We start from the raw sequence: 24779 nt of genomic DNA, 5'->3' as shown, positions 1-24779 counted from the left end.
TCCTCCCCGTGATTTGTAGTCGTGATTGGCCTTCTCATTTTATATTATAGAGCAAAATAAAGAGCACAACACATTTTCATTTAGTGTTGTGCCTTGAGTGAAACGAAAGGAATGAATTATAAACATGAAATTAAATAAATACATCGATCATACACTACTCAAACCAAATGCTACCAAAGAACAAATCTTAGCGATTATCGCAGAAGCAAAAGAATATGACTTTGCAAGCGTCTGCGTCAACCCAACTTGGGTAGCTCTTTCAGCACAGGAGTTGAAAGAGACAGACGTAAAAGTTTGTACCGTTATCGGCTTTCCTTTGGGAGCAAATACATCAGCTGTAAAAGCAGTTGAAACGAAAGACGCCATTGCAAATGGAGCAGATGAGATTGACATGGTCATCAATGTTGGCGCCTTAAAATCACAAGACTATGACACAGTATTGAAGGATATTCAAGCGGTTGTGGAAGCAAGTGGTGATAAGTTGGTGAAAGTCATCATCGAAACATGTCTTTTGACTGACGAGGAAAAAGTCAAAGCCTGTCAATTATCACAAGAAGCAGGGGCTGATTTTGTGAAAACATCGACTGGCTTCTCAACAGGTGGTGCAACAGTAGAAGATGTAGCCTTGATGAGAAAAACAGTTGGGCCAGATATGGGGGTAAAAGCCTCTGGTGGTGCACGTTCATACGAAGATGCCAAAGCCTTTATTGAAGCTGGTGCGACTCGTATCGGAGCTTCTTCGGGTGTAGCAATTATGAAGGGAGAGCAGGCGGATGGCGACTACTGATTTAATTGATTTATCTATTGAAGTTAGTAAAAAAGCCTACGTACCCTATTCTCATTTTCCCATTGGAGCTGTGTTAGTTGCCAAGAATGGTCAGATTTTTACAGGCGTTAATATTGAAAATGCCAGCTTCGGATTGACCAACTGTGGTGAGCGCACAGCGATTTTTAAAGCTGTTTCAGAGGGTGTCTTGGAATTTTCGGAACTCATCGTCTACGGTGAAACAGAAAAGCCAGTCTCCCCTTGTGGCGCATGCCGTCAAGTCATGGCAGAATTTTTTGATCAGGATTTAAAAGTAACATTGGTTGCTAAAGATAAATCGACAGTCGAGATGACAGTCGGGGAGTTACTTCCGTATTCTTTTACAGACTTAACGTAAGTTTGTAAGGCAGCCGTTTGGCTGTATCATTTCCATTTTGCAACGAAAGTTGCACAAAGAATTTTTAGGAGGGTTCAGAAATGAACAAAAAACTTGTTGGTTTAGGCGTTGCAACACTTGCAACTTTGGCTCTTGCTGCTTGTGGAAGTCGCGCAGCAAAAAATGATGCTGCTTCAACATCAGAAAAAGATTCAGCAGTAAAAGCAGCAGTTGTTACAGACGTTGGTGGCGTTGATGACCGTTCATTCAACCAATCTGCTTGGGAAGGATTGCAAGCTTGGGGGGACGAAAATGGTCTCAAGAAAGACGCTGGTTATACTTACTTCCAATCTGGTAGCGAATCTGACTACGTAACAAACCTTGATTCAGCTGTTTCAGGTGGTTACAATCTTGTATTTGGTATCGGTTTTGCCTTGGAAAATGCGATTGCTGAAGTAGCACCAAATAATCCTGACACAAACTATGTTATCGTAGATAGCGTTGTAAAGGATCAAAAGAACGTGGCAAGCGTTGGATTTGCTGACCATGAAGCATCTTACCTTGCAGGTGTAGCAGCTGCAAAAGCTACTAAGACTAACCACATTGGATTCATCGGTGGTGTTGAAGGGGTTATCATTGACCGTTTTGAAGCTGGATTTGTTGCTGGTGCAAAATCAGTAAACAAAGACATTAAGATTACCGTTGATTATGCAGCTTCATTTGCGGATGCAGCAAAAGGTCAAACCCTTGCTGCTGCTCAATACGCTGCAGGTGCAGACGTTATTTTCCATGCTTCAGGTGGTACCGGTAACGGTGTATTTGCTGCTGCAAAAGCAGAAAACGAAACTCGTAACGAAGCAGATAAAGTTTGGGTAATCGGTGTAGACCGTGACCAATCAGCAGAAGGTAAATATACTTCTAAAGACGGTAAAGAATCAAACTTTGTTCTTGCATCAACATTGAAACAAGTTGGTACGTCTGTAAAAGATCTTGCCAACAAAGCACTTAAAGGTGAATTCCCTGGTGGAGAAATCATCACATTCTCACTTGCTGATAAAGGTGTAGACTTGGCTGAAACAAACCTTTCAAGCGAAGCATCTGAAGCAGTAGCTGCTGCTAAGAAAGACATCTTAGACAAGAAAGTTGAAGTTCCAGAAACACCTGAGAAAAAATAACAAGTAATGTGTCATCCGAAACGGCGACCTGACTCGGTCGCCGTTTTAGGAGTTGAGAGGAAGAATTATTTTCTCTCAGCAAAGCTTATCGGTCTCGGTATTGATAGGTTTTGCTGACAAAAAATAATAGTCTGAAAGGAAGAAGATTATGACAAAAGATTATGTCATTGAGATGCGAGAAATCACAAAAATCTTTGGGGATTTTGTGGCAAATGATCACATCAATTTGAATGTCAGACGTGGAGAAATTCATGCCCTTTTAGGAGAAAATGGTGCTGGAAAATCAACCTTGATGAATATGCTTGCTGGCCTACTCGAACCTACAAGTGGCGAAATTGCTATCAATGGCCAAGTGGTTACCATTGATTCTCCTTCTAAGGCGGCTCATCTAGGTATCGGTATGGTGCACCAGCATTTTATGTTAGTTGATGCCTTTACAGTAGCTGAAAATATTATTTTGGGAAGTGAGACGACCAAAGCCGGTATCATTGATATTAAAAAAGCTATCAAAGAGATTAAAGAATTATCTGCCAAATATGGTTTAGATGTTGATCCAACTGCAAAGGTAGCAGACATCTCAGTTGGTGCTCAACAACGTGTAGAAATTCTAAAAACACTTTATCGTGGTGCTGATTTATTGATTTTTGATGAACCAACTGCAGTTTTAACGCCAGCTGAAATCACTGAATTGCTAAAAATTATGAAAGCCCTCGTTCAAGAAGGAAAATCTATTATTTTGATTACCCATAAACTGGACGAAATTCGTGCAGTTGCAGATAGCGTTACGGTTATTCGCCGTGGAAAATCAATCGAGACGGTTGCAGTTGCTGGGGCAAGTAATGAAGACTTGGCAGAATGGATGGTTGGACGTTCGGTATCCTTTAAGACAGAGAAAATTCCTGCCAATCCAAAAGAAGTAATTCTTTCCATTAAAAATTTGGAAGTTAATGAAAACCGTGGCATTCCAGCAGTAAAAGGCTTATCGCTTGATGTACGAGCTGGAGAAGTAGTAGGGATTGCAGGGATTGACGGAAATGGGCAAAGCGAGTTAATTCAGGCAATTACTGGCCTTCGTAAGGTTAAGTCTGGACAGATTTTGATTAAAGGTGAGGATGTTGTCGGAAAAACTCCCCGTAAGATTACAGAGATGAACGTCAGTCACGTACCAGAAGACCGTCATCGGGATGGACTAGTTTTACAAATGACCGTGGCAGAAAATATCGCTTTACAGACCTATTATAAAGAGCCTATTTCCAAAAATGGTATTTTAAATTACGATACCATTAATCAACAAGCACGTGACTTAATGGCAGAGTTTGATGTTCGTGGTGCTAGTGAAGTTGTTCCAGCTAAAGCCCTTTCTGGAGGAAATCAGCAAAAGGCAATTATTGCCCGTGAAATTGATCGCAACCCTGATTTGTTAATTGTTAGCCAACCGACTCGTGGTTTAGATGTTGGTGCGATTGAGTATATTCGGAAACGCTTGATTGCAGAACGGGACAAAGGAAAAGCAGTTCTCATTGTCAGTTTCGAGTTGGACGAAATTTTAGATGTGTCTGATCGTATTGCGGTTATTCACGATGGCGTGATTCATGGTATTGTTGATCCTGCCAAGACCAATAAACAAGAATTAGGATTCTTAATGGCTGGTGGAAAGCTTGAAAAGGAGGAAGCAAATGCCTAAGAAGTTACAAAATATCACCCTGCCTTTGTTAGCAGTCGTATCTGGATTGCTACTAGGAGCGATTATTATGTTGGTGTTCGGCTATGATCCGCTTTGGGGCTATGAAGAATTATTCTATTCTGCCTTTGGCTCTGTCAAATCAATTGGTGAAATTTTTCGAGCGATGGCGCCCTTAATCTTTACAGCACTTGGATTTGCGGTTGCGAGTCGAGCAGGATTTTTCAACGTTGGTTTATCAGGGCAAGCGCTTGTAGGTTGGTTATTTGCTGGCTGGTTTGCTCTTGAAAATCCAGATTTACCAAGACCTGTGTTAATTCTTGCAACCATTATCATTGCTATGATTGCAGGCGGAATTGCAGGTGCGATTCCAGGAATTTTGCGGGCTTATCTGGGAACGAGTGAGGTTATTGTGACCATCATGATGAACTATATCTTGCTCTATTCTAGTAACTATATCATCCGTAATGTTTTTGCGGCAGATTTGATGAAAAACAAGGACTCGAGTATCAATATCTCTGCGAATGCCTCTTACCAAACCGAATGGCTCCGTGCCTTAACAGATAATTCACGGATGAATATTGGTATTTTCTTTGCGATTATTGCCGTCCTCCTTATTTGGTTCTTATTGACTAAGACAACGCTTGGTTTTGAGATCCGCTCTGTAGGGTTGAATCCAACTGCTTCAGATTATGCAGGAATGTCAGCAAAACGAACCATTATCCTATCCATGATTATTTCCGGTGCTCTAGCAGGTCTTGGTGGAGCAGTACAAGGACTTGGAACCTTCCAAAATGTCTATACGCAGGGGGGAAATTTGGATATCGGCTTTAACGGAATGTCCGTTGCCCTACTTGCTTCCAATTCACCACTTGGTATCCCCTTAGCAGCCTTCTTGTTTGGCTTATTATCAATCGGGGCGCCTGGTATGGTCAAGGCACAAATTCCACCTGAATTGATTAACGTCGTGACAGCCTCTATCATCTTCTTTGTCGGTGTGAAATTTGTCTTTGAACAATTATTGAAACGGAACAAAAAAGCGAAAGGAGCTAACTAATATGAATTTGACAATAGTAACGCTTTTAATTTCGCAGATGCTGATCTATTCTGCTCCGCTGATTTTTACCAGTCTTGGAGGAGTATTCTCAGAGCGTGCAGGAATCGTCAATGTGGGACTCGAGGGAATCATGGTGATTGGTGCCTTTGCAGGTGTCGTTTTCAATTTGGAATTTGCCAGTAGCTTTGGCAAAGCAACCCCACTATTAGCTGTTTTAGTCGGTGGAATTGCAGGATTGCTCTTCTCGATTATTCACGCGGCCGCAACAATCAATTTCCGTGCAGATCACGTCGTGTCAGGTACTGTTTTAAACCTCTTAGCGCCAGCCTTTTCAGTCTTTTTGGTTAAAGTGCTTTATAATAAGGGGCAGACAGACAGTATTCCAGAATCTTTTGGTAAATTTTCGTTTCCAGTCTTGGAAAAAATTCCAGTGATTGGTGATCTATTCTTTAAGAATACCAGCTTAATGGGCTATGTGGCCATTGCTATGGCCTTTGTATCTTGGTTTGTCCTTTATAAGACGAAATTTGGTTTGCGCCTACGTTCAGTGGGTGAACATCCTCAGGCAGCAGACACCTTGGGAATCAATGTATACGCTATGCGTTATGCGGGTGTTCTAATAGCTGGTTTTCTTGGAGGAGTTGGGGGAGCTGTTAGCGCCCAAACCGTTAATATTAACTTCTCAGCAACCACAATTGTAGGTTCAGGCTTTATTGCCCTCGCAGCAGTGATCTTTGGTAAATGGAATCCAATCGGTGCGATGTTAGCGAGTCTATTCTTTGGCTTATCACAGAGTTTATCCGTTATCGGTGGACAACTTCCTGGTCTATCACATGTACCAAATGTCTATCTTCAAATTGCGCCATATCTCATTACGGTAGTGGCACTTGCAGCGTTCTTTGGCAAAGCTGTCGCACCAAAAGCAGATGGTGTCAACTATATTAAATCAAAATAACAAACTAAAGGAGTTGAGCGGTTTTGCTCAACTCCTTCTTCTATATTTTCTATAGAACCAAAAAAGCCAACCCTGTCTTTATGACCTGGTTGACGTAGAGTTTGTTCATAATGTCCAGACTAATTTTTAATAGAAGCTGCGATTTCTGGATTTGCAAAGGCATCGTCCATGATTTCTTTTAATTGTTTAGCAGAGGCTTGCATTTTTTGTAATTCAGCTTCATTCAATGGGATATTTACTGGACGAACGATACCATGTGCTCCAATAATAGCTGGTTGCCCAATGAAGACATCTTCAACGCCTTCATATTGACCTGCTTGGTAAACAGAAAGAGGGAGTACCGCATTTTCATCATCAAAGATTGCTTTGGTAATACGAGCAAGCGCTGCACCGATCCCATAGTAAGTTGCACCTTTTTTGTTGATGATAGAGTAAGCAGCATCACGAACAGAGATAAATAAGTCTACCAATCCTTGCTCGTCAATATCACGGTTATCTTGTAACCAATCGTATAATTTAACACCTGCGACGTTAGCATGTGACCATACGGCAAATTCAGAGTCACCGTGTTCACCCATGATATAAGCATGGACAGAACGTGCGTCGATACCAATTTTTTCAGCAAGGGCCTGACGGAAACGTGCAGAGTCAAGTGAAGTACCTGAACCGATTACGCGCTCTTTAGGGAAGCCTGAGAATTTCCATGTTGAGTAAGTCAGAATGTCAACTGGATTAGCAGCGACAAGGAAGATTCCATTGAAACCAGATGCGACAATTTCACTGACAATTTGTTGGTTGATACGAAGGTTTTTCTCGATCAATTGAAGACGAGTTTCACCTGGTTTTTGTGGCAAACCTGCTGTCAGAACAACGAGGTCTGCATCATGTGCATCAGAGTATTCAGCTGAGTAGATTTTTTTGGGTGAAGTAAAAGCGAGAGCGTGACTCAAATCTTCTGCATCACCTTGTGTGCGGTCTTTGTTAATATCGACAATACCTAACTCTTGACCAATACCTTGATTGACAAGCGCATACGCGTAAGCAGAACCTACAGCACCGTCACCGACAAGGATTACTTTTTTATGTTGTTTAGTTGCAGTCATCTTCTAAACATCTCCTTAGTTTTATTTGGGGACCTATGTCCCGACCATCTATCATTCTAGCACTTTTTATGTTCTTTGTCACTTGTGAAAGGTGATTTGAAAATGTTTACATTTCAAGGCGCTAACAAGAAAATTTCTTCACAATATGTTATAATATAGTAGATACTTTCTAGAGAAAAGAGACAGATTTAATGCATGATAAGAATTTAGTAGATGTAAATCTGACCAGCGAAATGAAAACCAGTTTCATTGACTATGCAATGAGCGTCATCGTTGCTCGGGCTCTTCCCGATGTACGAGACGGTCTGAAACCTGTTCATCGCCGAATCCTGTATGGAATGAATGAATTGGGCATTACACCAGATAAACCACATAAGAAATCAGCTCGTATTACCGGGGATGTCATGGGTAAATACCATCCACATGGTGATAGTGCCATTTATGAAGCCATGGTGCGGATGGCTCAGTGGTGGAGTTATCGCTATATGCTCGTAGATGGGCATGGAAACTTCGGTTCGATGGATGGGGACGGAGCAGCCGCACAGCGGTATACCGAGGCACGTATGAATAAAATTGCCTTGGAAATGTTGCGTGATATCAACAAGAATACGGTGAATTTTGCTGATAACTATGATGCTAGTGAACGGGAGCCAGAGGTTCTACCTGCCCGTTTTCCAAATCTATTGGTCAATGGTACAACAGGTATTGCCGTTGGGATGGCGACAAATATCCCTCCTCATAATTTGGGTGAGACGATTGAAGCGGTGAACTTGATTATTGACAATCCAGATGCGACAACTCGTGACATCATGGAAGTCTTGCCTGGACCTGATTTTCCAACGGGTGCTTTGGTCATGGGGAAATCAGGAATTCACCGTGCTTATGAGACCGGAAAAGGATCGATTGTTCTTCGTTCCAGGACAGAAATTGAAGAGTATGGTCATGGTCGTGAGCGCATCGTTGTGACAGAATTTCCATATATGGTCAATAAGACCAAGGTTCATGAACATATTGTCCGTCTGGTTCAAGAAAAACGAATTGATGGAATTACCGCTGTTCGTGATGAGTCCAATCGCGAAGGGGTTCGCTTTGTGATTGAGGTTAGACGAGATGCGTCAGCCAATGTTATTTTGAACAATCTCTTCAAATTGACCCAACTTCAGACCAATTTTAGCTTCAATATGTTGGCCATTCAAAATGGTGTGCCGAAGATTCTCTCAGTCCGTCAAATTTTGGAAGCCTATGTTGAACACCAAAAAGAAGTCGTTACTCGCCGCACCCAGTTCGATAAAGAAAAGGCAGAAGCTCGTGCCCATATTTTAGAAGGATTGTTGATTGCCTTAGATCATATTGATGAAGTAATTAAGGTGATCCGTAATAGCGAAACAGATGCAGAGGCACAGGCAGAATTGATGGCGCGCTTTGAATTATCAGAGCGTCAGAGCCAAGCCATTCTTGATATGCGCCTGCGCCGTTTGACAGGACTGGAACGGGACAAGATTCAATCAGAATACGATGATTTGATTGCCTTGATTGCAGATTTAGCAGATATTTTAGCCAAACCAGAGCGAGTTGTGCAGATTATCAAAGATGAACTAGAAGAAATCAAGCGCAAATATGCGGATCCTCGCCGGACAGAGTTAATGGTAGGAGAAGTCCTATCGCTTGAAGACGAAGATTTAATTGAAGAAACAGATGTGCTGATTACCCTATCCAATCAAGGGTATATTAAACGGCTCGCACAGGATGAATTTCATGCTCAAAAGCGTGGAGGACGTGGTGTTCAGGGAACTGGGGTCAAAGATGATGATTTTGTTCGAGAATTGGTTTCTACCAGTACACATGATCGCCTTCTCTTCTTTACCAACAAGGGGCGTGTCTATCGTCTAAAAGGCTATGAAATTCCTGAATATGGTCGCACAGCTAAGGGATTACCAGTCGTAAATCTCTTGAAGTTAGAAGAAAATGAGTCCATTCAGACGATTATCAATGTTACCAAGGAGCAAGAAGAAGGACATTATCTCTTCTTTACCACTCGTCAAGGAATTGTCAAACGAACTAGCGTTGCTGAATTTGACAATATCCGTCAAAATGGTCTGAAAGCTCTGAATCTAAAAGAAGATGATGAATTGATTAACGTTTTCTTGACAGACGGCCAAACAGATGTTATCATGGGATCTAAATTCGGTTATGCCGTTCGCTTCACAGAAACAGATGTCCGCAATATGGGTCGCACAGCGACGGGCGTTCGGGGAATGAGACTTCGTGAAGGGGATTGCTTAGTCGGAGCAGCAGTTGTCTCTGATAATCAAGAAGTTCTTGTTTTAACGGAAAATGGTTTTGGAAAACGGACACCAGCTTCAGAATACCCAACCAAGGGGCGTGGTGGTAAAGGAATTAAAACCGTTAAAGTTGCAGAAAAAAATGGTTATCTAGCAGGTTTAACAACTGTTTCAGGTGATGAAGATGTGATGGTTATCACGGATACAGGGGTTATCATTCGGACCAATGTAGCCAATATTTCACAAACTGGTCGTTCAACAATGGGTGTGAAGGTGATGCGACTGGACGATGAGGCAAGTATTGTGACGTTTGCTTTAGTTGATGCTGCAGATTCTAAAGATTCAGAGGAAGAATAAGATTATGAGTAATCGTAGACGTTCTAGTAAGAAAAAGAAAAGTGGTGTTTGGAGAAATCTATTAGCAGGTATTTTTTTCCTTATTGCCATTGCGTTGATGTTTAATACTTCTATTCGCAATATGATTATTGCTTGGAATAGCAATCGCTACCAAGTTACTAAAGTGACAGAAGCGGATATTGAGAAGAACAAGCAGGCAGAAACAACTTTTGATTTTGAGCAGGTGCAATCCATCTCGACAGAAGCTGTTTTGAAGGCTCAGTGGGAATCGCAGCAGCTTCCTGTCATTGGTGGCATTGCTATTCCAGATTTAAATGTCAATCTTCCTATTTTTAAAGGTTTATCAAATGTTGCCTTAATGTATGGGGCAGGAACGATGAAAGAAACTCAGGAAATGGGGCAGGGGAACTATTCTCTCGCTAGTCATCATATTTTTGGAATAGCAGGAGCGAGTGAGACACTCTTTTCACCACTTGAACGTGCACAGGAAGGCATGAAGATTTATTTGACAGATAAGCAAAACGTCTATACCTATGTCGTGACAAGTGTACAGTCAGTAACTCCTGAAAGTGTGGAAGTTATTGATGACATTGAAGGTCAGACAGAAATTACCTTGGTAACCTGTGAGGATTTAGAAGCTACCATGCGGACAATTGTCAAAGGAAAACTAGAAAGTAGCACTCCTTACAATGAGACACCAAAAGATGTTTTGAAACACTTTGAGAAGAAATATAATCAGGTACAAATCTAAAAAAGAAGGCATTCGCCTTCTTTTTTACGAATAAATACAATGAGGAGGAAAATATGTATCAAATTATGTTTCAAGAAGAGTCATTATTACCACGGGAGCGTTTATTGGAAGTAGGTGCAGAAAGCTTGAGCAATCAAGAGTTACTCGCAATTTTTATCCGAACAGGGACACGGAAAGAGCCTGTTTCCATCCTATCGAATAATTTACTAGCCAAGTTGGAAAACCTAGCTGCCTTACGGGATTTATCCATTGAAGAATTACAAACATTGGCAGGGATTGGTCGTGTGAAAGCAGTCGAAATCAAGGCAATGATTGAGCTAGGACGACGAATTAATCAGTCAGAAATTTTGCTGCAAGATCGTGTGCTTGGAAGTGAGAAATTAGGGCGTAAAATGATGCAGGACATTGGTGACAAGAAACAAGAACATTTAGTGGCTCTTTATCTTGACACGCAGAATAAAATTATTAGCCAAAAGACTATTTTCATCGGTAGTGTGAATAAAAGTATTGCAGAACCAAGAGAGATTTTACATTATGCAGTAAAATGCATGGCCACCTCAATCATTGTTGTGCACAATCACCCTTCTGGGTCTGTGCAGCCGAGCAAGAATGACTTGGTGTTTACAGAGACATTAAAAAAGTCCTGCGAGATGCTAGGACTTGTCTTACTCGATCATTTAATTGTGGCGAAATCAGCCTACTATAGTTTTCGTGAGGAAGGAGAACTTTGTTAAAATTCATTAACAAGATAATCAAATAAGGCTTTTTCTTCGGTACGAGTAGCATAAAGAAGCTCTGGATGCCACTGTACACCAAGGAAACGCACCTCAGCAGTCATCATGGTTGCTTCGATAGTGCCATCTTCTGCTTGGCCAATCACCTGTAAACCAGGTGCGAGCTGATCTAATGCCTGTCGATGGAAAGAATTAACCCGTGGCTGTTTTCCATAGAAAGTAGCTAGTGGACTCCCTTCATGCAGGCAAATAGAGTGAACGGGCGCGTTAGCAGCAGTGGTTTGCCAATGATTTGGTATGACCTGATGTAAGGTACCGCCCATGGCAACGTTAAAGAGCTGCATACCACGACAGACACCAAAAATTGGTTTCTGCTGTCTGATGGCTTCTTGAATTAAGGTGAGCTCAAAGACATCACGCTGGTTATGATAATTATCGCTTTCAATGGTTTTCTCTTGTCCATAGTAATTTGGAAGGACATTTTGTCCACCAGTCAAAATGAGCTTGTCAATCAGATTGACATAGCATTTAGCTATATCAGGTGATACAATTGGAAGGATGAGGGGAATTCCTCCAGCAGCCTCAATCGCTTGAATAAAACTTGTGGCAACATAGGAGAGAAGAGGCTCAGTATCGTCGGTTGCATTGATAAAATCATTACCAGAAATACCGATAATTGGTTTGCTCATAACATTAGCTCTTTCTCATGAAATAAAGAAGGGTCTGCAATTCACTTGTCAAATCAACATACTGTACAACGACATCTTTTGGTACAGATAAGTTGACAGGTGAAAAACTCAAAATTCCTTTTACACCAGCTTTGACTAGGATATTGGTAACTTCTTGTGCTTTAGTACTTGGTACGGTCAAAATAGCTGTCTGGGCGTTAATCTCTTTGATTTTTTCTTCAATATCTGAAATGGCATAAATTGGAACATTTTCATCAATTGTACCAACTGCTGGATGTTCATCTGCTTCGAAGGCCATAACGATTTTCATTTTATTTCGTTCATGGAAACGATAGTGTAGGAGCGCGCGTCCCATATTTCCAACACCAATCAGCATCACATTAGTAATAGAATTATCATTTAAAATATCAGCAAAGAAATCCATCAATTTTTTGACATCATAACCAAATCCGCGGCGACCGAGTTCTCCAAAGTAAGAGAAGTCACGGCGAACAGTTGCAGAATCAATACCGATTGCTTCTGCAATTTCTTTGGAACTTGCCTTTTCAATATTGCCAGCATGAAATCGTTTGAATACGCGGTAATAGATTGACAAACGTTTGGCAGTAGCACGGGGGATAGGGGATTTTTTTTCGTTTTTCACAATCTTTTACTCCTTTTGATGATTTATTCTATTTTAGTAAAAGTTTGTGAAAAAAGCAACAGATTACACTGAAAAAATACAGAAAAAACAAGAAGTCATTCTTGTTTTTTCTAGAGATTAGTTGGATCGATTGTCTTGAGGTAGCGATAGAGATCTCCAACGAGTCCTTGATATCCTAAGTCTTTGCCATCTTGACGTAAAGAAATCACTTTTAAATGGTCTGGAATAGTCACACAACCTGAAAAGGAAAGAAGTAGGGCGTCAAAATTGTCAAAAGTTTGTGAGCGAATTTGCTGATAGGAATCTTGGTAACGTAGTTCAATCATGCTTTTGTACTTTCTTTTGTGAAAATATCTCGGTCAACTAAGCTGTCCATGAGGAAATAAAATTTTTCTTGGATAACAGCATTTCCACCTGCTTTGAAAATATCTATCAAGTGCAGACCTGATTTGTCTGTAATATTGATTTTAAAACCATTCAAATCTTTATTGATAATAATTTTTAGTAGAAATCCTTGATTGGAGTTTGGAATTTCTTCTAACATACGCGTTAATTGATAGTTGCCGACCTGGGTTTGTTCAAATGTATTATCACGTAAGGTAAACTTTTTGATAGCTGGGCTAATGGAGTAAGTATAATCACAATTTTTTAGAGTTACAGATGTTGTAAAAGCCATTAGTAAGTGCCTCCTATGATTTCATGTAGTTGTTTGATGAGGAAGTCTAGTTCCTCTTTTGTATTTTCATGTGAAAAGCTAATCCGAATGGATTCCTTTAGGCGGTGTGACTCTTTTCCGTATAGGGACTCTAAGACATGGCTATTTTGAATCACACCGGCAGTACAAGCAGAACCGCTGGAAACAGCGATTCCTGCAAGATCTAGGCGCATGAGCACTTGCTCATTGAGTTGATTCGGAAAACCGAGATTGACGACGTAGGGAAGTGTCGGCCCAGTTTCATTGAGGTAATGATGGATAGAGGTCAGATTGCTTATCAAATAGCCTTTTAAAGCAGAAACGCGAGTGTAATGCTCTTTTAGTTGGGCCGTTTGTTCTTTCAAAGCTGTTGCCATAGCCGCAATTCCTGCTAGATTTTCTGTTCCTGCTCGGTGTTGTTGCTCTTGGCGCCCTCCGTGAATCAGAGAGTCAAAGTGCGGAATACGGCTATAAAGGAAGCCTACTCCTTTAGGCCCATGAAACTTATGGGCAGCAGCAGAGAGAAAATCAATTCCCAGTTGTTCCGGTGAGATAGCAACTTTTCCTATTGCTTGGACAGCATCTACATGAAAAACGGCTTGATGTTGGGAGAGAATTTCGCCGATTTCTTTAATTGGTAGTAACAGCCCAGTCTCATTGTTGGCATACATGGCACTAACTAGAATGGTATCTGGGCGTAAGGCTGCCTGAATCTGCTGGGCGGAAATTCTTTGATTGATAGGCTGAATATAAGTCACCTCAAAGCCGAATCGCTCATGTAAATAGTCCATTGTGTGAAGGACAGCATGGTGTTCGATAGCAGTTGTGATGAGGTGTTTTCCCTTATGCTGATTGGCCAGCGCATAACCTTGGATAGCAAGAGTATCGGCCTCTGACCCCCCTGAGGTAAAAATGATTTGTTCAGGCTTGCCATCTAGGATGTGGGCAATATCTGCTCGAGCTTGGCGGAGAATAGCGTTTGCTTTTCGTCCTGCCCAATGAATACTCGAGGAGTTTCCGTAGTATTCTGTCGAAATATCCATAAAAGTTTGAAGGGCAGCTTTCGACAGAGAAGTTGTTGCTGCATTGTCTAAATAAATCAAGGAAATCTCCTAGTTTTCATTATTTGGATGTGTAAAGTTAAAGAGAGGACTGACTGGACGGCGTTCGTGAATGCGGATAATGGCGTCTGCGATCAATTCACTAGCAGTGATAAAGGCAATAGCTTTAGGTAATTGTTCTTTACCTGAAACAGAGTCTGTGACGAGTACTTCCTTGATTGGTGCTTGATCCAAGAGTTCTGCGGCAGTCCCAGCAAACAACCCATGACTTGCAACTGCATAAATCTCAGTTGCTCCGCCTTCCTGTACAATACGAGCGGCTTCTGAGAAGGTACGACCAGTATTTAAAATATCATCAATCAAGATAGCTGTTTTTTCAGCTACATCTCCAATGATATATCCTTCTGATCGATCGGCATCATCTTGGGCATAATCGATAATAGCAATTGGCGAATTAAGGTATTCTGCTAGACTACGCGCACGTTTGATGCCAGAATTTTTAGGACTGACAATCACAACATCTTCACCACATAAGCCTTTTTCCATATAATGTTCTGCAAATAGTGGGACAGTAAAGAGATTGTCAACTGGAATATCAAAGAACCCTTGTACCTGAACAGCGTGCAAATCAAGCGACAAGACACGATCTACACCTGCTTTGACCAGCATATTCGCAACGAGTTTTGCTGTAATTGGTTCACGAGGAGCTGCTGTACGGTCCTGACGAGCATAGCCAAAATAAGGCATGACAACTGTAACAGAATGAGCGCTTGCACGCTTACACGCATCCACCATAATCAATAATTCCCAAAGGTGATTATTGACAGGATAGCTGGTTGATTGGATGATATACACATCCACCCCACGGACACTTTCTTCAATGTTGACTTGAATTTCTCCGTCTGAGAATTGTCGAGTTGTCATTTTCCCAAGTGGAATTCCAGAGGCTTCGGCAATTTTTTCAGCAATTGCACGGTTGGAATTCAAAGAAAATAGTTTAATTTGTTTATCACCATACGGTTGAACCATGATCAGAAATACTCCTTTTATTCGATAGTTCTATTTTATCAGAAAATAGAAAAATTTTCAGTAAAGAAATAGATTTCTTTTGAATTCGATTGGATTATGAATTTAGCCTTTATCAAGGAGAGAAGCAGCTGCACGGGCAACCTTGCTCTTAGCGTATTTAAAATCGATTTGGTGCTGGTTGAGGTAGTCTTCAAAGGCTCGTTTCCCTTGTTCGGCATCTTGGACCTCGACTTCTAATTCATAGTCTGTCTGATCAGCATAGCTATTTTCATCAAGGGCCATAAGCCCAATGGGAGTCTCTTTTTCGTAGCGTTTTGTTGTCAAATTTCCCCAAACAATCAACTCTTCAAGGGCAATTCCAGTTTGGGTGATGCGGTCCAAAATATCCCCCTCAGGTAGTTGTACCTTCTGAATCAGTTGATAAGCCTGTTCGAGGCTTAAGGCTTGATTGTATTCTTGATTGCCGATGTCCTGCGGAATTTTAAGGGTCAATTCTGCTCGGTCTGCTAAGGTGCGAATTCGTAGGGAATAGCGGTGTTGGCGTAGGCTAAAATCTGGTGTATCAATGTAATAGTTGGTTTGAAGGACAGGAGTAACATCTGTAAATTCTGCTTGTAATCGTTGAAATTCTGCTGCCGTCAGGAGCGTTTTGTACTCAATTTCTAAATGATTTTTTTTCATAGGATAAAACCTTTTCATATGGTATAATAGTTCTTGTGTTATTCTATTACAAAAACCAGTATTTGACAAGAAAGGAGTAGTTATGGAAATGAATTGGGAAGCCTTCCTAGACCCCTATATTCAGGCGGTTGGGGAATTAAAAATTAAATTGCGCGGTGTCCGCAAGCAGTATAGAAAAGCAAATAAGCATTCACCGATTGAATTTGTGACAGGACGAGTGAAGCCGATTGAATCCATCAAGGAAAAGATGGCCCTACGCCATATTCAGCTTGAAAATTTAGCTCAGGATATGCAAGATATTGCAGGATTGCGAATCATGGTGCAATTTGTTGACGACGTAGAAGAAGTACTTGATATCCTACGAAAAAGAAAAGATATGCGAGTGGTCTATGAACGGGACTATATCAATCATATGAAATCGTCTGGCTACCGTTCCTACCACGTAGTGATTGAATATCCAGTTGATACGATAAATGGCAACGAAACGGTACTGGCTGAGATTCAAATTCGCACCTTGTCCATGAATTTTTGGGCAACGATTGAACATTCTTTGAACTACAAGTATAAAGGGAATTTTCCAGAAGAAATTAAGCAACGCTTGGAAATTACAGCTAAGATTGCTTATCAATTAGATGAGGAGATGCGTAAAATCCGCGATGACATTCAAGAAGCTCAGGCCTTATTTGATCCGGCCCACCGCAAGTTGAATGACGGAGTTGGAAATAGCGACGATACAGATGAAGAATACAGATAGAAAAAAAATCGCCCTGCTCAGCAGTAAAAATCCGAAGAGCCAAGCTGTAATGAATGAGTTGTGGACCAAATTAAAAGAGGCCCAATTTATTTTAACACCTAAAAATCCAGATATTGTGATTTCAATTGGAGGAGACGGCATGCTCTTGTCTGCCTTTCATAAATATGAAGCGATAATGGACCGCGTGCGATTTGTTGGTATTCATACAGGGCACCTTGGTTTTTATACAGATTATCGTGATTTTGAAGTTGATAAACTGATTGATAATTTAAAATTAGATACAGGGGCGCGTGTCTCCTATCCGATTTTAAATGTGCGAATTAAACTGATGAATGGTCGAGAGATTGTCATGCGAGCTTTAAATGAAGCGACTATTAAACGTTTATCCAAGACCATGGTTGCAGATGTTTTCATCAATAAAGTACCATTTGAGCGTTTTCGTGGAGACGGCATTTCGGTGTCAACTCCTACCGGTTCAACCGCCTATAATAAATCCTTAGGGGGGGCTGTTTTGCACCCAACTATTGAAGCCTTGCAGATTGCAGAAGTGGCGAGTCTGAACAATCGCGTCTATCGCACCCTGGGTTCTTCCATTGTGGTTCCCAAAAAGGACAGAATCATTATTGAACCAAAACACGATGACCGCTATTCGGTCTCGATTGATAATCGAACCTTTGTCTATGATAATATTGATCAGATTGAATACCAGATTGATAATAGCAAGATTCATTTTCTAGCGACTCCAAGCCACACTAGTTTTTGGAATCGTGTCAAAGACGCCTTCATTGGTGAGGTAGAGTAATGCGGTTTGAATTCATTGTGGACCAACATGTGAAAATCAAGACATTTCTGAAAAAGCATGATGTTTCTAAAGGCCTCCTGGCTAAAATCAAGTTTGACGGTGGAGCCATTAGGGTCAACGGACAACCGCAGAATGCGACCTATTTGCTCAATATTGGTGACCACTTGGTTATTGATATTCCCAGTGAAGAAGATGTGACAGGAAGTTTGGAGCCAATTTCTCATCCCTTAGAGATTATCTATGAAGATGAGCATTTTATGGTTATCAATAAACCAGCTGGTTTTGCTTCTATTCCAAGTATTTTACACTCGTCAACCATTGCTAATTTTGTCAAGGGATATTATCTGGAACAGGGATATGAGAACAAGCAGGTGCATATTGTCACTCGCCTCGATCGAGATACATCTGGTCTTATGCTTTTTGCCAAACACGGCTATGCACATGCAAGACTGGATAAACAGTTGCAACAAAAATTGATTCAAAAGCGGTATTTTGCCTTGGTTCGTGGCTCTGGTTCATTAGAAAAAAAGGGAGAGATCATCGCTCCAATTGGCCGTCCGGAAGATAGTATCATTACACGTTGTGTGATGTCGACTGGAAAGTATGCTCATACGTCGTATGAAATCGTTCAGTCTTGGGGGGATATTCATTTAGTGGATATTCGACTGCATACTGGAAGAACACATCAGATTCGTGTTCATTTTGCGCATATTGGTTTTCCTTTATTGGGAGACGATTTGTATGGTGGTAGCATGGAGCATGGAATCGAACGGCAGGCTCTGCATTGCCACCGCATTGGATTTTTTAATCCATTTTCAGAAAAAGAACTAATTTGTGAAAGCGATTTGACAAATGACTTTAAAAGCGTTATCATGAACTTGCAAAATAAAAAATAGAAAGACTAAAAGGTTAGTTAAAATGGGAATTCGTTCGTTATTTGGTGGTTTGCGTGAAAAAATTGTGGGGAAACAAATCAAAATTGTTTTTCCTGAAGGAAATGATGAGCGCGTGGTACGTGCAGCTGCACGTTTGAAATTCGAAGGATTGGTAGAACCAATTATTCTTGGAAATCCTGAAAATGTGCGTAATCTACTTGCTGAATTGGGATTTGCTGATCCTCAATGCACGGTTATCGATCCTAATGAATATGCCGATTTTGAAGCGATGAAAGAAGCATTTGTGGAAGTTCGTAAGGGCAAGGCTACACTAGAAGATGCCGATAAATTGTTGCGAGATGTCAATTATTTTGGTGTCATGTTGGTGAAAATGGGCTTGGCAGATGGAATGGTATCAGGTGCGATTCACTCAACTGCTGATACAGTGCGTCCAGCTCTTCAAATCATCAAAACAAAACCAGGTATTTCTCGTACATCAGGCGTCTTCTTGATGAATCGTGAAAATACCAATGAGCGTTACGTATTTGCTGATTGCGCCATCAATATTGATCCGACTGCTCAAGAATTAGCAGAAATTGCTGTCAATACAGCAGAGACAGCAGCTATCTTTGATATTGACCCTAAAGTTGCTATGTTGAGTTTCTCTACTAAGGGTAGCGGAAAAGCGCCACAAGTGGACAAGGTTGTCGAAGCGACTCGTATTGCGAAAGAATTGGCACCGGATTTGGCCTTGGACGGCGAATTGCAGTTTGATGCAGCCTTTGTACCAGCTACAGCAGCAATTAAAGCCCCAGATAGTGATGTAGCAGGTCAAGCAAATGTCTTTATCTTCCCAGACTTACAAGCAGGAAATATTGGCTATAAAATTGCGCAACGTTTGGGAATGTTTGATGCCATTGGCCCAATCTTGCAAGGTTTGAATATGCCGGTAAATGATTTATCTCGCGGATCAAGTGCGGATGATATTTATAAATTGGCGATTATTACTGCTGCCCAAGCCTTGGAAAATGAAAAGTAAGATGAAACTATTTCTTAAGCATGTAAGAGGCTATGTGAAGGAAGCCATGTTAGCTCCCTTGTTTAAGCTCTTAGAAGCCTGCTTTGAGTTAGCAGTTCCTCTTATCATTGCTTTTATTGTTGATACAGTTATTCCTCATAGCAATCACAGTCAGTTGGTTGCTATGATTTTGTTATTGGTCCTTTTAGCAGTGATTGGTGTGATTGTGGCTGTTATTGCCCAATATTATTCAGCTAAAGCAGCAGTAGGCTACACCAAGGGATTGACAGAGGATTTGTACAAGAAGGTTCTTTCACTACCTAAAACGAGTCGTGACTTGCTATCAAGTGATAGTTTACTCACACGATTATCGAGCGATACCTTACAGATTCAAACAGGAATCAATATCTTTTTACGCCTTTTTCTAAGAGCTCCGATTATTGTCTTTGGCTCCTTGACTATGGCTTTTTATATCAGTCCGAGCTTGTCAGTTTATTTTCTGGCGATGATTGCTCTTTTGTTCTTGGTCGTATCGCTTGTTTCAGTTATGACAAGCAGGTTTTACGCCTTGATGCGCAGCAGTTTGGACCGTTTGGTTGGGCAAGTTCGTGAGACACTTACAGGAATACGAGTGATTCGTGCTTTTGGACAAGCCTTACGCGAGATCACAGTTTTTCAGTGGTTAAACCAAACTTATACTCGAGAGCAGCTGATAGCTGGTTTTTGGTCTTCTTTTCTTTCACCAGCGACTTTTCTCATTGTCAATGGAACCTTGATTGTCTTGATTGTTCAAGGAAGACTGGCGGTTGGTCAGGGATTGTTGGAGCAAGGAAAATTAGTTGCCTTAATCAATTATTTATCGCAAATTTTAGTTGAATTGGTCAAAATGGTCATGGTCATTTCAACGCTAAATCAGAGTTTTATTAGCGCTGGTCGCCTCAATGAGATAGTTGAACAAGAGTCAGAAGATATTGAGCAAGTATTTTCTTATTCGAGTGTTTCAACAGACTGGACACTTGTTGCTAACAATCTATCCTTTGCCTATCCGAAAGCGGCAGAAAATGCTCTGACAGCTCTTTCTTTCCGAGCGAAAAAAGGAGAATTTTTGGGAATTATAGGGGGAACAGGCTCTGGAAAGTCTACTTTGGTTGATTTGTTGTTGCAACTCTACCCAGTTGAACCTGAGCAGCTCTCTCTATTTAAATCAAATGGCCATTCACCAGTCAATTTGAAAGAATGGCGCGAGCAGTTTGCTTTGGTAGGACAACAAGCTCAGCTCTTTAGTGGGACCATTCGCTCGAATCTCTTGCTGGGTAAGCAGTCTGCTTCTGATGAGGAGTTGTGGCAGGTATTAGAAATGGCGCAAGCCAAGGATTTTGTGCTTGACAAGGGTGGTTTGGAAGCGAGCGTTGAAGCATTTGGACGAAATTTTTCTGGAGGCCAACGCCAGCGTCTCACTATTGCGCGTGCTCTTCTCCAACAAGCTCCTATTTTGATGTTAGATGATGCAACATCAGCCTTGGACTATTTAACAGAAAGAAGATTATTGAATGCAATCAGTCATTTACCAGACAGGTTGCTGATTATGATTTCTCAGCGGACAAGTAGCCTAGCACAGGCAGATCAGATCTTGGTCTTAGATCAGGGGAAACAAGTTGGTTTGGGTCGTCACGAGGACTTATTAGCAACCTGTGCTATTTATCAGGAAATCGACCAATCTCAACATGGTCAGGAGGTGTCTCATGAGATCTAATACCAGTTTGAGGCAACTTGTGTCTCGTATGTTGCAGCAGCCCATTCGCATTTCGTTGATTGTACTTGGCAGCCTCGCTCAGGTGATTTTCGCGGTTTACCTACCTGTCTTAATCGGTCAAGCTGTTGATGCTGTTTTCATCAAGGGGAATTCAGCTATTTTTAGAGATTTGCTGCTTAGTATGATCCTAGTGATTCTGACCAATACGATTCTTCAATTCTTTCTGCCACTTCTCATCAATCAATTGATTTTTCGGTTGATGAATGAATTGCGTCACGAGGTATATGAAAAAATTCATTCCCTACCCTTAGCTTATCTTGATCAGCAGAGTATTGGAGATATGGTCGCCCGTATTTCGACTGATAGTGAGCAATTGACCAATGGTTTGACTATGATTTTCAGTCAATTTTTGATTGGAATGATGACGATTGTCATGACGATTTTTAGTATGGCAAGGCTGGATCGAACCATGATGATTCTGGTAGTTGTGTTGACTCCTCTTTCTCTGTTTGTTGCTCGCTTTATTGCCCAAAAAAGCTATGGGTATTATCAGAAACAGACAGAATCTCGTGGGGAGCAGACCAAGTTATTAGAGGAAAGCATTCGTCAGTTGTCCTTGATTCAGTCCTTTAATGCTCAAGAGCAGTTTATGAGACGGTTTGAAATGTCCAATCAGACCTATGCTCGCTATTCGCAAGCAGCAATTTTTGTTTCTGCAACCAGTAATCCCACAACACGTTTTATCAATGCCCTTATCTATGCTTTACTAGCTGGATTAGGTGCTCTTCGGATTATGACAGGAAATTTTACGGTAGGAGAGCTAACAACTTTTTTGAGTTATGCCAGCCAGTATACAAAGCCTTTCAATGATATTTCTTCTGTTTTATCAGAATTACAGAGTGCCTTGGTCTGTGCAGAGCGACTCTTTGAGATTGTCAATCAAGAATCTATACAGGATGAAAAGGGTATGCCACTTCTAGAAGAAGCGGTAGCTGGTCAGATTCAATTTAAAGAAGTCGATTTTTCTTATCAGCCTTCGCAGCCTTTGATTGAAGGTTTAGATATAACAGTTCCAGCTGGTGCTAGAGTTGCAATTGTAGGGCCTACTGGTGCAGGTAAGTCAACCGTTATCAACCTCTTGATGCGCTTTTATGAGGTGAATAAGGGACAGATTTTATTGGACAAGGTGCCAATTTCACACTATAGTCGAGAGGAATTTAGACGGCTGATTGGCATGGTGCTGCAGGAAACGTGGATTAAGTCAGGAACGATTCGTGAAAATATTGCCTATGGTTATCCTGAGGTGACACGTGATGAAGTAGTAGCAGCAGCCAAGGCTGCAAATGCAGATTTCTTTATTCGTCAGCTACCTCAAGGTTACGATACGGAATTAACCGACGGTGGAGCTTCACTTTCACAAGGACAAAGGCAGTTGCTGTCGATTGCGCGTGTCTTTGTACATTTGCCAAAAATTCTGATTTTAGATGAGGCCACATCTTCTATCGATACGCGGACAGAAGTTCTCGTGCAACAGGCTTTTGAACGCTTGATGCAAGGGAGAACTAGCTTTATCATTGCCCATCGCCTATCGACGATTCAGTCAGCTGACCTAATTCTTGTCATGGTAGCTGGAAAAATCGTAGAGCAAGGAGACCACAAGCAACTCATGCAGGCAAAAGGATTTTATTATCAACTGCAGATGAGTCAAGAGAGTGAAAATGTGAGAAATCTTAATGGGCTCATTGACAACCCTAGTGAGCAGTGATAAGCTATGAATAAAGGAGTGAGGACAGTCGATTTCTATGAAATCATGATTGAGTCTCACTCTTTTTTTGAATCTTCTAATCGATGTGAGTAAGGTATGCTCATCAACAAGGTATTTATCCTAGGCTATCCTTCCCTAGATATAGTTAGTTAAACAAAGAACCGCAAAATTTTTAATTTCTCTGTCAGTTGTAGCAGACGAAAAAAGGAAGTAATGTTTCGTTTTTGCTTCATTTCTTCTAGACCTGGTTGCTAGTAGAAGATGCTCACATCCATTTTCTCAAGCCAAGCTTCTGGAGAGTGTGGCGCTGTTTATGATATACTGATCTTATGACTGATTTGAAGAGATACGGCATTGACATGTGGCCGCAAGAAAAGATAGTAGCCTTTCGCAAGGCTTTACTGGACTGGTATGATGAAAATAAGCGAGACTTGCCTTGGCGCCGTACCAAGGATCCCTATGCTATTTGGGTGTCTGAAATTATGCTACAACAAACACGTGTTGATACGGTCAAACCTTATTATGAACGTTTTTTATATCACCTGCCGACCATACAGGATTTGGCGATAGCACCTGAGGAAGTCATTTTAAAACTGTGGGAAGGTTTGGGGTATTATTCACGAGTACGCAATATGCAGCAGGCTGCCCAGCAAATGGTGTCAGATTTTGAAGGCAGATTTCCTACTACTTATGCAGACATTGCAAGTTTAAAAGGAATTGGCCCTTATACTGCTGGAGCTATTGCCAGCATTGCTTTTGATTTACCAGAACCAGCTGTGGATGGGAATGTCATGCGGGTCTTGAGTCGCTTGTTTGAGGTAGATCATGACATTGGCGTTCCCGCAAACCGCAAGATTTTTCAGGCTATGATGGAAGACTTGATTGATCCAGAACGACCAGGAGATTTTAATCAAGCTTTGATGGATTTAGGGTCTGATATTGAATCTCCTACCAATCCTAGACCTGAAGAAAGTCCAGTCAAGGATTTTAGTGCGGCCTATCTCAACGGTACCATGGACAAATATCCGATTAAGGCGCCTAAGAAAAAGCCTATTCCCGTCACTTATCAAGCCTTTATTATTCGCAATGAGAAAAACGAATTTTTATTAGAAAAAAACCAAGAGTCTAATTTACTGGCAGGATTTTGGTCTTTTCCCTTAGTGGAGAAAGCTGAGGAAATTCCTCCACAGCTATCTCTCTTTGAAGTTGCAGAAGCGAGTCCGCAAGTAGATATCAGACAGGAATTTCATAAAATCTACCCATTAGAAGTAGAGTGGCAGTCCAAAAGATTTGCTCCTGTGCAACATGTCTTTAGTCACAGAAAATGGCAGATTGAATTACTAGAAGGTATCACAACAACAGCCTCTCTTCCAAAGAATCGGGAACTTCAGTGGATTTCGGTTGAAGATTTTCATCGCTATCCCTTTGCCAAACCGCAACAAAAAATGTGGAATAGTTACCTGGCTGGAAAACATGGTTTGACCTAAATCTTTGAAAAAAATTTATATTAAAGCATATAAATACTTGAGAATTACCCTATGATATGATATTTTATAAATAGAAAACGTTTTCTTTTATGTAACAATTATCCCCTGTGAGAATATGAAGTGAGGAGATGATACAGATGGTTCAGTTGACAATATGATTGCTTACTGTCTAGTTTGATTCATTTAGGTAGGAGTATATAGTATGAAAACGAAAAAATATTTAATGATATTCCCGGTGCGATTGCTATACACCCAGGAGAATTTGTTAATAATCCAAAAACATCAATCATA

General features: G+C 41.1%; 24 protein-coding genes. 16 read left to right on the top strand and 8 right to left on the bottom strand.

Annotated features, from left to right (window positions below; all coding sequences use genetic code 11):
- Positions 1-124: 124 nt before the first annotated feature.
- The 6 genes from deoC (at position 125) to ABPH35_RS03720 (ending at position 6010) form a co-directional block, all read left to right on the top strand.
- Complete coding sequence (deoC, locus tag ABPH35_RS03745) at positions 125-787, top strand: deoxyribose-phosphate aldolase (RefSeq protein WP_349988312.1); 663 nt, start codon at positions 125-127, stop codon at positions 785-787.
- Positions 774-1163: a cytidine deaminase gene (locus ABPH35_RS03740; protein WP_349988311.1), complete on the top strand. Its 390-nt coding sequence runs from the start codon at positions 774-776 to the stop codon at positions 1161-1163. Before deoC ends, ABPH35_RS03740 begins: the two co-directional genes overlap by 14 nt.
- 80 nt (positions 1164-1243) lie before the next feature.
- Complete coding sequence (locus ABPH35_RS03735) at positions 1244-2317, top strand: BMP family lipoprotein (RefSeq protein ID WP_349988310.1); 1074 nt, start codon at positions 1244-1246, stop codon at positions 2315-2317.
- 148 nt (positions 2318-2465) lie between these two features.
- A complete protein-coding gene (locus ABPH35_RS03730; protein WP_349988309.1) occupies positions 2466-4001 on the top strand; it encodes an ABC transporter ATP-binding protein in 1536 nt (511 codons plus the stop codon).
- Positions 3994-5055, top strand: a complete 1062-nt coding sequence (locus tag ABPH35_RS03725) for an ABC transporter permease (protein WP_349988308.1) — start codon at positions 3994-3996, stop codon at positions 5053-5055. Before ABPH35_RS03730 ends, ABPH35_RS03725 begins: the two co-directional genes overlap by 8 nt.
- A 1-nt stretch (position 5056) precedes the next feature.
- Entirely contained in the window at positions 5057-6010 is a 954-nt protein-coding gene (locus ABPH35_RS03720; RefSeq protein WP_349988306.1) for an ABC transporter permease, read from the top strand.
- Positions 6011-6129: 119 nt separating this feature from the next.
- Here the strand turns inward: ABPH35_RS03720 and ABPH35_RS03715 are convergent, their stop codons facing one another.
- The gene (locus ABPH35_RS03715) at positions 6130-7113 is read right to left on the bottom strand and encodes an L-lactate dehydrogenase (protein ID WP_349988305.1); all 984 of its coding nucleotides are present in this window, start codon (positions 7111-7113) and stop codon (positions 6130-6132) included.
- 191 nt (positions 7114-7304) lie between these two features.
- On the opposite strand from ABPH35_RS03715, the gene gyrA reads away from it, so the two are divergent.
- Genes gyrA through radC form a run of 3 tightly spaced genes read left to right on the top strand, consistent with a single transcriptional unit; the run spans position 7305 to position 11237 of the window.
- A complete protein-coding gene (gene gyrA / locus ABPH35_RS03710; protein WP_349988304.1) occupies positions 7305-9752 on the top strand; it encodes a DNA gyrase subunit A in 2448 nt (815 codons plus the stop codon).
- A gap of 4 nt (positions 9753-9756) precedes the next feature.
- Positions 9757-10503: a class A sortase gene (locus tag ABPH35_RS03705; protein ID WP_349988303.1), complete on the top strand. Its 747-nt coding sequence runs from the start codon at positions 9757-9759 to the stop codon at positions 10501-10503.
- Between the two features lie 53 nt (positions 10504-10556).
- Positions 10557-11237 carry a RadC family protein gene (gene radC, locus ABPH35_RS03700; protein ID WP_349988302.1) on the top strand — a complete coding sequence of 227 codons (681 nt, stop codon included), beginning with the start codon at positions 10557-10559 and terminating at the stop codon, positions 11235-11237.
- Here the strand turns inward: radC and ABPH35_RS03695 are convergent.
- The 7 genes from ABPH35_RS03695 to ABPH35_RS03665 all read right to left on the bottom strand — a co-directional run bounded on the left by ABPH35_RS03695 (position 11234) and on the right by ABPH35_RS03665 (position 16034).
- Positions 11234-11926, bottom strand: coding sequence for a gamma-glutamyl-gamma-aminobutyrate hydrolase family protein (locus tag ABPH35_RS03695; protein WP_349988300.1), 693 nt, complete (start codon positions 11924-11926; stop codon positions 11234-11236). The genes radC and ABPH35_RS03695 overlap by 4 nt on opposite strands.
- A 4-nt stretch (positions 11927-11930) precedes the next feature.
- On the bottom strand, positions 11931-12569 hold the full coding sequence (locus ABPH35_RS03690; RefSeq protein WP_349988299.1) for a redox-sensing transcriptional repressor Rex: 639 nt from the start codon (positions 12567-12569) through the stop codon (positions 11931-11933).
- A gap of 110 nt (positions 12570-12679) precedes the next feature.
- A complete protein-coding gene (locus tag ABPH35_RS03685; RefSeq protein ID WP_349988298.1) occupies positions 12680-12895 on the bottom strand; it encodes a DUF4649 family protein in 216 nt (71 codons plus the stop codon).
- Positions 12892-13245 carry a DUF1831 domain-containing protein gene (locus tag ABPH35_RS03680; protein WP_349988297.1) on the bottom strand — a complete coding sequence of 118 codons (354 nt, stop codon included), beginning with the start codon at positions 13243-13245 and terminating at the stop codon, positions 12892-12894. The genes ABPH35_RS03685 and ABPH35_RS03680 overlap by 4 nt, the downstream gene beginning before the upstream one ends.
- A complete protein-coding gene (locus ABPH35_RS03675; RefSeq protein WP_349988296.1) occupies positions 13245-14366 on the bottom strand; it encodes a cysteine desulfurase family protein in 1122 nt (373 codons plus the stop codon). Before ABPH35_RS03675 ends, ABPH35_RS03680 begins: the two co-directional genes overlap by 1 nt.
- A 9-nt stretch (positions 14367-14375) precedes the next feature.
- The gene (locus ABPH35_RS03670) at positions 14376-15353 is read right to left on the bottom strand and encodes a ribose-phosphate diphosphokinase (protein ID WP_349988295.1); all 978 of its coding nucleotides are present in this window, start codon (positions 15351-15353) and stop codon (positions 14376-14378) included.
- Between the two features lie 102 nt (positions 15354-15455).
- Positions 15456-16034 carry a CYTH domain-containing protein gene (locus ABPH35_RS03665; RefSeq protein ID WP_349988294.1) on the bottom strand — a complete coding sequence of 193 codons (579 nt, stop codon included), beginning with the start codon at positions 16032-16034 and terminating at the stop codon, positions 15456-15458.
- Positions 16035-16116: 82 nt separating this feature from the next.
- On the opposite strand from ABPH35_RS03665, the gene ABPH35_RS03660 reads away from it, so the two are divergent.
- The 7 genes from ABPH35_RS03660 to mutY all read left to right on the top strand — a co-directional run bounded on the left by ABPH35_RS03660 (position 16117) and on the right by mutY (position 24488).
- Complete coding sequence (locus tag ABPH35_RS03660) at positions 16117-16788, top strand: GTP pyrophosphokinase (RefSeq protein ID WP_349988293.1); 672 nt, start codon at positions 16117-16119, stop codon at positions 16786-16788.
- The gene (locus ABPH35_RS03655) at positions 16772-17590 is read left to right on the top strand and encodes an NAD kinase (protein WP_349988292.1); all 819 of its coding nucleotides are present in this window, start codon (positions 16772-16774) and stop codon (positions 17588-17590) included. The genes ABPH35_RS03660 and ABPH35_RS03655 overlap by 17 nt, the downstream gene beginning before the upstream one ends.
- Positions 17590-18486, top strand: coding sequence for an RluA family pseudouridine synthase (locus ABPH35_RS03650; RefSeq protein WP_349988291.1), 897 nt, complete (start codon positions 17590-17592; stop codon positions 18484-18486). Before ABPH35_RS03655 ends, ABPH35_RS03650 begins: the two co-directional genes overlap by 1 nt.
- A 22-nt stretch (positions 18487-18508) precedes the next feature.
- Positions 18509-19504 carry a phosphate acetyltransferase gene (gene pta, locus ABPH35_RS03645; protein ID WP_349988289.1) on the top strand — a complete coding sequence of 332 codons (996 nt, stop codon included), beginning with the start codon at positions 18509-18511 and terminating at the stop codon, positions 19502-19504.
- Position 19505: 1 nt separating this feature from the next.
- Positions 19506-21236 carry an ABC transporter ATP-binding protein gene (locus ABPH35_RS03640; protein WP_349988288.1) on the top strand — a complete coding sequence of 577 codons (1731 nt, stop codon included), beginning with the start codon at positions 19506-19508 and terminating at the stop codon, positions 21234-21236.
- Positions 21226-23001, top strand: coding sequence for an ABC transporter transmembrane domain-containing protein (locus ABPH35_RS03635; RefSeq protein WP_368849603.1), 1776 nt, complete (start codon positions 21226-21228; stop codon positions 22999-23001). The genes ABPH35_RS03640 and ABPH35_RS03635 overlap by 11 nt, the downstream gene beginning before the upstream one ends.
- A 329-nt stretch (positions 23002-23330) precedes the next feature.
- The gene (gene mutY / locus ABPH35_RS03630; RefSeq protein WP_368849602.1) at positions 23331-24488 is read left to right on the top strand and encodes an A/G-specific adenine glycosylase; all 1158 of its coding nucleotides are present in this window, start codon (positions 23331-23333) and stop codon (positions 24486-24488) included.
- Positions 24489-24779: the final 291 nt, after the last annotated feature.

It is taken from the genome of Streptococcus handemini (assembly GCF_040984445.1).
GTDB lineage: Bacteria > Bacillota > Bacilli > Lactobacillales > Streptococcaceae > Streptococcus > Streptococcus handemini.
The sequence above is the reverse complement of the archived record's forward strand: the minus strand, read 5'-3'. Positions and strand labels throughout refer to the sequence as shown.